Raw genomic sequence first — 5,782 nt, forward strand, 5'->3', positions numbered from 1 at the left:
CTCCGGGTTCCAGCATCGTGCGGGCCGGCCAACGGCCGGCGCTACCGGCCACCGTTCTGGTCGGGACAGGCTTATCGCAGGTCCACCCACACCAGATGGTGGTCGCTGCCATCGGCAATCTTCGCCTCGGGCGTTTGGTTGGCCGGCCAGAACACGCCGCTGTTCACGTACTCGAAACCGGTCGAGGGCAGCACGTAGTCCAGGCGCATGGTGCCGGCCTTGGGCCCGAAATCACCGGTGGCATGGAACGGTGCGCCCTTGCGCACGATGCCTGCGGCGGCATAGGACGCGCTGGTCTGTTCGGCACCGACGCTGCGCGGGGTGGGGTAGCGCAGCACGCGGGCGTTTTCGATCAGTTCAACGATGGCGTCATGCTGGCCATCGCCGTCGACCGGATCGTTGTTGAGGTCGCCCAGAATCACAAAGCGCGCGTCCTGGGCCAGGCCACCGCACTGGCCACGGTCATCGCACAGCCAGGGCTTGTCGCCGGCAGACAGATACTGCTGCCACAGACGCAGTTCGTCGCCGTTGCGCTGTGCATTGCGCTTTTCCGGGCCGTCGAACACCGGCGGGGTGGGGTGGGAGACGAGCGCATGAACGACGCCTTCCGGGGTCTTCACCGGCACATCCCAGTGCGACTTGGACGACAGCCGCAGTTGCGCCCAGACCTGCGGGCTGTAGAACGGCTTGCCGGTGCGCGGGTCGACCGGATTCACCGCACCCGGCAGGGTGTTCCACTTCAGCATCTGGAAAGTGCGCACCTTGGCTTCATCGATCGGGTAGCGCGACAGCACCAGCATGCCGTACTGGCCCGGGTGCAGGCCGTAGCCCCAGGCATCGTTGCCGCGTGTACGGCCTTCGCCGCCCACCACGCCGTTGTTGTCCAGGTCCAGCCCGCTGGGCACGCCGGTGTTGACCGGGGCCAGGTAACGATAGGGGTACTTCAGCGGTTCGCCGCCGCCGGGCTGGGCGGTTTCCAGATAGCGCTGCTGGAACAGGTCGGCGGCGCGGTGCTCGTTGTCGAAGTCGAATTCGTTCAGCAGCACCAGGTCGGGGCGGACCTGCTGCAGCACGGCGGCGATCTTGCGCGCGTGCGCGCTGTCGCCCTCGAGCTCGGCGATCAGACCGCCGCGCTCGTCGCTGTACAGCGAGGTGTTGTAGGTGGCGATCCGCAGCGGGGCCGGTTTGCTGTCGGGCATGGCGGCCGTCCGGTTCGGGGTCTGGGCGCAGCCGCTGCAGAGCAGGGCCAGGGCAAGGAGCAGGGCAGGGGTCTTCATCCGCCCATTTTACCTGTGTGCATTGCAGGCCCGCGTCAGCGCCCGTCCAGTTCGTCGTCGAAGTCGTGCCAGCGGCGGCCGTCGTAGGCCTCCAGCGGGCGGAAGCGGCGCTTGTAGTCCATCTTGCGGTGGTCGCGGATCCAGTACCCGAGGTACAGGTGCGGCAGGTTTTCGCGCCGGGCCCAGGCGATCTGCTGGAGGATGCCGAAGGTGCCCAGCCCGCGGTGGGCCTGCTCAGGGTCGAAGAAGGTGTACACCGCCGATAACCCTTGTGGCGTGACATCGGTGACAGCCACCCCCAGCAGTTCGCCCCGGTGTCCGTCATGGGCGGGAGTGCGCATCTCCAGGAAGCGCCCCTGTGACCACTGCCCGATCAGAAACTGGTCGAACTCGTGCGGCCCGTGGTCGTCCATGCCGCCTTGGGCATGACGGTGAGTGAGGTAGCGGTGGTACAGCGCGAACTGTTCGTCGGTCTGCTCGGCGGCGACGATGCGCACTTCCAGATCGGCGTTGCGCGCCAGGCAGCGACGCTGGCTGCGGTCCGGCGCGAAGCGCGCCACCGGAATGCGTACCGACACGCAGGCGTGGCAGTTGGCGCAGTGCGGGCGGTAGACCAGGTCGCCGGAGCGGCGGAACCCCCAGCTCAGCGCCATCGGGTACAGCGATCCCAGTCGGGGATCGTGCGGATCCAGTACCAGGTCGCGTGCGGCCCGGTCCGGCCAGTAGCCACAGGGGTGGTCTCCGGTCTGGAACAGTCGCAGCTCGTCGTCGCGGTCGCCGTGTATCGCCATGCCCACAGCATAGCGCCGGGCCGTCGCAGCCGCCGCGACTGTCTGCTACATGAACACGACCGGTGCCGCTGTCAACGCGGCAGGCGCTGGGGCGTTTTCCCTGGCGTGGGTGCCAACGCACCGCACAGCCAACCCCTGATACCGGAGTGATTCCATGCGCAACCGCAAACCCCTTCTGCTGCTGGCCCTGCTGATGACCACCGGCGCTGCCGGCCTGGCGGTGGCCGCTGACGCCCCGACCGCTGGCGACAAGCCCGCGCGCGTGAAGCTGGACACCAATGGCGACGGCTTCATCGACCGCAGCGAAGCGGCCAAGGCTCCGCGCCTGGCCGAGAAGTTCGACGCGCTCGATACCAACAAGGATGGCAAGCTCTCGCGCGAGGAACTGCCGCGCTGGCACGGCAAGCGCCACGGCCGTGGCCCGGGTGGGCATGACCGCATGGCCAAGCTCGACCTCAACAAGGACGGCCGCATCAGCCGCGAGGAAGCCAAGGCCGACCCGCGTCTGGCCGAGCGGTTCGACAAGATGGACCTCAACAAGGATGGTTACCTGGACAAGGCCGACCGCGAGCTGGGCATGAAGCAGCACCGTGATGCGTGGTTCGCCGCGGCGGATACCAACAAGGATGGCCAGCTGAGCAAGGCCGAGTTCGATGCGGCCAAGTCGCCGTTCGGTGGTCCGCGTGGTGGCAAGCCGCCGATGCACTGATCAGCCCTGCTTGTCGTAGAGCCGGGCTTGCCCGGCTGCTTCTAAAACCCGAACAACGCCGGTCTTCGACCGGCGTTGTTCATTGCCGGGCAAGCCCGGCACTACGTTTCCCGTTACCCCAGGTGTTTCATCGCGAACGTCCATGCGACCGCACCGATCACCAGCACATTCATCACCACCACGCCGGTACGGCCGTACATCGATTCGTACTTCCAGTTGATGCCGGTGCGTCCGCGGCGCGCGTTGTCACGCGCGATCAGCGGCTTCATGATCCGCTGCAGCGGCACCAGGCACTGGTAGTTCACCGCGCACAGCCCGGCCAGCAGCGCGAGCAGGGTGACCCACATGGGCGCATGCAGGGCCACCGAGAACAGCACGCCCAGGCAGAACAGCAGAGCAGTAAAGGTGCTGTAGTGCACGAAGCGCATGACCTGCTGGCGTTCGCCGGGATGCTCGGCATAGCGGAGCAGGAAGCGTCCGCCCAGATAGCTGCCGACCACGCCGAACAAGGTGGCACCGATCACCGTGCCGGTGGTCAGGCCGGTGGAAAACAGCTGGCTCTGTTCCACCGCCGCGGTCAGTGAACCGAGTGCGGTGCCGCCGGTAACACTGGCTCCACCCAGCCCGAATTTGCTGCCACCCACACTGGTGCCCAGCAGGATGGCCGCGCTGGCCGTGCCCGGCGCGGCCACCATCACCATCGACACCACGGCCGTGGCAAACGCCGCGCTCGGCGCGCTGCTGCGGGCGAACTCGCCGAAGCGGCGCAGCATTTCCTCGCGCACGGTGGCGCGCGCACGCGACAGCCGCTTGCGGACGGCGGCATCGCTCAGCCCCAGCAGGTCGGCCACCTGCTGCGAGCTCTGGCCTTCGCGGTAGTACAGCAGCAGGGTTTCGCGGCTGTCTTCGGGCAGCGCGGAAATGATGTCTTCCGCGGCCAGTTCCTCTTCCACCCGCTGCAGATGCTCGGGGGCATCCGGGCTGGGGTCGGCGGCCATGCCGATGGCGATCTCGGCGGCCTCGCCGGACAGCGGCCGGTTGCGGTTGGCGCGCAGCCAGTCGCGGGCCAGATTGCGGGTGATCTGACGCAGCCAGGGCAGGAAGCTGGCGTGGTTGTTGAGGTGGGAAAGCTGCTGCCAGGCCTTGATGAAGGCCTCCTGGGCGATGTCCTCGCTGGCCTGCACGTCGCGGGTGATCGCCAGCGCAATGGCGGTCACGGTGTTCTGGCAGGCCAGCACGATGCGGCCGTAGGAATGCTGGCAGCCCCCGGCGGCGGCCGGCAGCTCGCGTTCCAGGGTGAGGGTCAACGGGTGTGCAGCGGTCAACGTGTCCTGCGTCATGGCGTCCTTCCCCAGCGGGTGATGCCATCATGACGTGCGCCGCGGGGAAATGTGACCGGCCGCGAACGACCGGTACCTGGGGCGGGACTATGGCTGCTGGGACGGGGTGATGCGCACCCGGACCTCTTCTTCTTCCGGAGCCGTCGGGGCGGGCTGCGGTTGCGATTGAGGCTGCTGCACGGCCGGCACCTGGGGCGGCGGCGGCGGGGCGCTGCGGTGGCGCATCGTGATGAACATCGCCACCGCGCCGATCACCAGCAACAGGCCGATGCGGATCCGCCAGCCCCAGTTACGGGCCGGGGCGGCTTCAGCGGCATCCGGGCGGAAGGCATATTCGGCGGTGGGGTGGTCGCGTCGGGTGGTGTCCAGCAGGCGGGCGTCACGCAGGATCTCGCGGGCGCGCAGCTGGTCGTTGGCGTGCACCACCCACAGCGTGGGCTGGTTGGCGGTGACGCTCTTTTCCAGATAGCTGAACTGGCCTTTGCGCTTGCTGTGGTACGAGCGGCCGTTGGTGATGCGCACCTCGATGCCGGCTTCGCGCAGCAGGTTGGCCACGCCTTCCACGGTTTCCACGCGTTGGCTGCTGAAGATCTGACGCATGGCTTACTCCTTGGCCGGCACGGCGGCCGCTGCGGTGCTGTCCTCGACCACGCGGATCAGGCCTTCCTGGGCGGTGCTGGCGACCAGCACGCCGTGGCGGTTGAAGAACTGGCCACGCGCCAGTCCACGCGAATCCTGGGCGCTGGGGCTGTCCAGCGAGTACAGCAGCCAGTCGTCGGCGCGGAAGGGGCGGTGGAACCAGATTGCGTGGTCCAGCGAGGCCATCTGCACATGCGGCTGGTAATAGCTGATGCCGTGCGGGAAGGTCGCGGTGCCCAGCAGGTGGAAGTCCGAGGCATAGGCCAGCAGCGCCTGGTGCAGCTCCGGTGCGTCGCCCACCTTCTCATTCAGACGCAGCCACACCTGGTGGTAGGGCGGGCGCTTGGGCGGGTGCAGTTCATCGCGCGGGTACACATGGCGGAACTCGAACGGACCGCCGCGCGAGAGCCAGCGCTGCACCTTGATCGGAAGGCGCTCCAGCACTTCCGGCGGCAGCGGCCGGTTCGGCTCGATGTCCTCCGGCTGCGGCACTTCCGGCATTTTCTGCTGGTGCTCGGCCCCGGTTTCGGCCTGCTGGAACGAGGCCGCGCAGAAGAAGATCACCTTGCCGTGCTGGATCGCGGTGACCCGGCGCACGGAGAAGCTGCCGCCGTCGCGGGTGCGGTCCACGTCGTAGACGATCGGGTGGTCGATGTTGCCGGCGCGCAGGAAGTAGGCGTGCAACGAGTGCACGTGGCGGCCATTCTCGACCGTGGCCTGCGCTGCCGACAGCGCCTGCCCCAGCACCTGGCCACCGAACACGTACTTGGTGCCGATGTCGCGGCTCTGGCCGCGGAACAGGTTGTCTTCCAGCCGCTCCAGCGAGAGCAGGTCAATCAGCTCGGAAACGACGGGTTCTTGCGGCTGGGACAAGGCGGCGGCCTGATGGTGGAACGGAAGGGAATTATACCGGGCGCGTTACACGTTCATGCGGGCCGGCCAACGGCCGGCGCTACCGATGCGGACATGAACGCCTGGCGTGTCGGGAACGATTCAAACCAACGTTGAGCCGCCGGTAGCGCCGGC

General features: G+C 67.8%; 6 protein-coding genes. 1 reads left to right on the forward strand and 5 read right to left on the reverse strand.

Annotated features, from left to right (window positions below; all coding sequences use genetic code 11):
- Positions 1–71 precede the first annotated feature (71 nt).
- Positions 72–1,277 (reverse strand): endonuclease/exonuclease/phosphatase family protein, encoded by a 1,206-nt coding sequence (locus QMX83_RS19605; protein ID WP_282298322.1) that lies wholly within the window; start codon positions 1,275–1,277, stop codon positions 72–74.
- Between the two features lie 35 nt (positions 1,278–1,312).
- Positions 1,313–2,068: an arginyltransferase gene (locus QMX83_RS19610; RefSeq protein WP_282298323.1), complete on the reverse strand. Its 756-nt coding sequence runs from the start codon at positions 2,066–2,068 to the stop codon at positions 1,313–1,315.
- Positions 2,069–2,222: 154 nt separating this feature from the next.
- On the opposite strand from QMX83_RS19610, the gene QMX83_RS19615 reads away from it, so the two are divergent.
- Entirely contained in the window at positions 2,223–2,777 is a 555-nt protein-coding gene (locus QMX83_RS19615) for an EF-hand domain-containing protein (RefSeq protein WP_282298324.1), read from the forward strand.
- A gap of 113 nt (positions 2,778–2,890) precedes the next feature.
- Here QMX83_RS19615 and QMX83_RS19620 read toward each other — a convergent pair whose 3' ends face one another.
- The 3 genes from QMX83_RS19620 to tesB all read right to left on the reverse strand — a co-directional run bounded on the left by QMX83_RS19620 (position 2,891) and on the right by tesB (position 5,629).
- Positions 2,891–4,117: a sigma-70 family RNA polymerase sigma factor gene (locus tag QMX83_RS19620; protein ID WP_282298325.1), complete on the reverse strand. Its 1,227-nt coding sequence runs from the start codon at positions 4,115–4,117 to the stop codon at positions 2,891–2,893.
- Positions 4,118–4,204: 87 nt separating this feature from the next.
- Positions 4,205–4,717 carry a pathogenicity-like protein gene (locus QMX83_RS19625; RefSeq protein ID WP_282298326.1) on the reverse strand — a complete coding sequence of 171 codons (513 nt, stop codon included), beginning with the start codon at positions 4,715–4,717 and terminating at the stop codon, positions 4,205–4,207.
- A 3-nt stretch (positions 4,718–4,720) separates the two neighbouring features.
- A complete protein-coding gene (gene tesB / locus QMX83_RS19630) occupies positions 4,721–5,629 on the reverse strand; it encodes an acyl-CoA thioesterase II (protein WP_125359190.1) in 909 nt (302 codons plus the stop codon).
- Positions 5,630–5,782: the final 153 nt, after the last annotated feature.

It is taken from the genome of Stenotrophomonas sp. PS02289 (genome assembly GCF_029960115.1).
Taxonomy (GTDB): domain Bacteria; phylum Pseudomonadota; class Gammaproteobacteria; order Xanthomonadales; family Xanthomonadaceae; genus Stenotrophomonas.

Bases quoted from the DNA above. Each gene is read 5' to 3' on its own strand.
- QMX83_RS19625 (WP_282298326.1), bottom strand. From the start codon at position 4,717: ATGCGTCAGATCTTCAGCAGCCAACGCGTGGAAACCGTGGAAGGCGTG.
- QMX83_RS19610 (WP_282298323.1), bottom strand. From the start codon at position 2,068: ATGGCGATACACGGCGACCGCGACGACGAGCTGCGACTGTTCCAGACC.
- QMX83_RS19615 (WP_282298324.1), top strand. From the start codon at position 2,223: ATGCGCAACCGCAAACCCCTTCTGCTGCTGGCCCTGCTGATGACCACC.
- QMX83_RS19620 (WP_282298325.1), bottom strand. From the start codon at position 4,117: ATGACGCAGGACACGTTGACCGCTGCACACCCGTTGACCCTCACCCTG.
- QMX83_RS19605 (WP_282298322.1), bottom strand. From the start codon at position 1,277: ATGAAGACCCCTGCCCTGCTCCTTGCCCTGGCCCTGCTCTGCAGCGGC.